This is a genomic window from Proteus sp. PR00208 (assembly GCF_016238545.1).
Lineage (GTDB): Bacteria > Pseudomonadota > Gammaproteobacteria > Enterobacterales > Enterobacteriaceae > Proteus.
Window position 1 is genome coordinate 1 of sequence record NZ_JAEHQE010000052.1, and the last position, 1,529, is coordinate 1,529.

General features: G+C 40.0%; 2 protein-coding genes. Both read left to right on the forward strand.

Annotated elements, in window-relative coordinates; all coding sequences use genetic code 11:
• Positions 1–31 precede the first annotated feature (31 nt).
• On the forward strand, positions 32–403 hold the full coding sequence (locus JEP36_RS17650) for a TIR domain-containing protein (RefSeq protein WP_198630572.1): 372 nt from the start codon (positions 32–34) through the stop codon (positions 401–403).
• An 11-nt stretch (positions 404–414) separates the two neighbouring features.
• A complete protein-coding gene (locus tag JEP36_RS17655) occupies positions 415–1,389 on the forward strand; it encodes a caspase family protein (RefSeq protein ID WP_198630573.1) in 975 nt (324 codons plus the stop codon).
• Positions 1,390–1,529 lie beyond the last annotated feature (140 nt).

Below are 1,529 nucleotides of genomic sequence, written 5' to 3' on the forward strand. Positions count from 1 at the left end.
CTAAATTATCAATAAAATGGAGCAATAATATATGGCGACTGAAAAAACGATCTTTGTAGCTTTCGCAATTGAAGACGAAAGACAGCGGGATTTTTTAAAGGGCCAATCGTTAAATACCAACTCTCCTTTTGAGTATATCGATATGTCTGTTAAAGAAGCTTACGACAGTGATTGGAAGGCTAAAGTAAGAACTCGCATTAAAAGATCTGATGGTGTCATTGCACTTATAAGCAATAACTCTCTGAGTTCAAGTGGTCAGAAATGGGAAATAGCTTGTGCAAAAGAAGAAGGCAAAAAAGTTTTGGGAGTTTGGGCATACACGGATGACAGGACAAATGTAGAAGGTGTCAAAACTGTTGTTTGGACCTGGGATGCCATTAAAAATTTCATAGACAGTTTATAAAGGACGAAATTATGAGGATCGCTTTGATAGTGGGTGTTAACCATTACGAGCATGGGGGTCACCTATATGGATGTGTGAATGACGCGCATTCCGTAAAAGCAATTTTGGAAAGACACGATGGCGGTTCTGTGAATTTTGATTGCCGATTGCTGACAGGAACAGGACCTGGCGAGACAGTTAAACGTGGTGATTTAAAAGACCAAATTACTGAATTATTTAAAGCAGATGCAGATATTGCTTTGTTCTATTTTGCTGGGCATGGTCATATTGAGGCTACGGGAGGTTATTTATTAACATCGGATGCTGCAAGAGGCGATGAAGGTGTTTCACTTGCGGAAATACTGACAATTGCAAACAACTCCCCAGCCAAAAACAAACTAATTATACTTGATAGTTGTCACTCAGGAATTGCTGGGACACCTCCTGAAGCTGGACAATTAGCGTCGCTTGCCGAAGGTGTGACAGTTTTAACAGCTTCAACTAAAGACCAGTACGCTACAGAGCAAAATGGACGTGGAGTTTTTACCACGTTATTGGTTGATGCACTAAGCGGTAGTGCAGCCAACTTAACAGGCGACATTACCCCTGGGAGTATATATGCTCATATTGATCAATCTCTTGGTGCATGGGAACAACGCCCTGTTTTCAAAACAAACGTGAAGCAATTTGTGTCGTTAAGAAAATCCTCCCCTGCTATATCCATTGAGGATTTAAGAAAGATTAGAACATTATTCCCCACTCCTGGATATTCATTTCCTCTTGATCCTACGTTTGAACCTGAAATGAAAGGTAGGGATGAAGGAATGCCAAACCCAGTTGAAGAAAACACAAGAATATTTTCTGTACTTCAGAAATATAACCGATTAAACCTCCTTGTGCCTGACGGAGCGGATCATATGTGGAATGCTGCGATGGAAAGTAAATCGTGCAGGCTAACCGCTCTTGGTGAACATTATAGAAGGTTGGTTGAAAAGAATAGAATCTAATTACAATCGTCACATTTCCAACCAATATACAGGTTGTTTATTAGTGCTAATTCGCAGGGATTCCAACCAAACGATGATTAATTTGAGCTATGTAATAATTGTTATCTAGGGTTGAATTCCAACCCTAGAATGCAAATAGC